This window comes from Finegoldia sp. P2-F-LR (assembly GCF_052932265.1).
The window spans coordinates 1-331 of the sequence record NZ_JBRFJF010000042.1 but is presented as its reverse complement, the minus strand read 5'-3'; the positions used below and the strand labels follow the sequence as shown (position 1 = coordinate 331).

1 protein-coding gene is annotated in these 331 nt (G+C 26.0%); it reads left to right on the top strand.

The window, feature by feature from the left end; translation table 11 throughout:
* Positions 1-331: IS3 family transposase (locus ACU68W_RS09320; protein WP_446756443.1), on the top strand; the 331-nt coding region annotated here is incomplete at both ends.

Sequence of the window (331 nt, the reverse complement as noted above, 5' to 3'; positions counted from 1 at the left end):
GCAACTCAAGGCGAAAAAGCAGCGATTGTCAAAAAACTCAAAGAAAAAGGCTACAGACTAAAATATCTTTTAATAGCTATTGATTTGCCAAAATCAACATACTACTTTGAAATTAATAAAGTTGATGCTGTTAAGATTAGAAATAAAAATATAGAAAATAAAATATTTGATATATTTAACAATCATAAAGGAAGATATGGTGTAAGAAGAGTATATAGGGAATTATTGAATCAAGGATATACAATAAATCATAAAAAAGTACAGAGAATAATGCATGAATTAAAACTATTTGGTAAAAGACCTAGAGAAAAATATCATTCATACAAAGGGA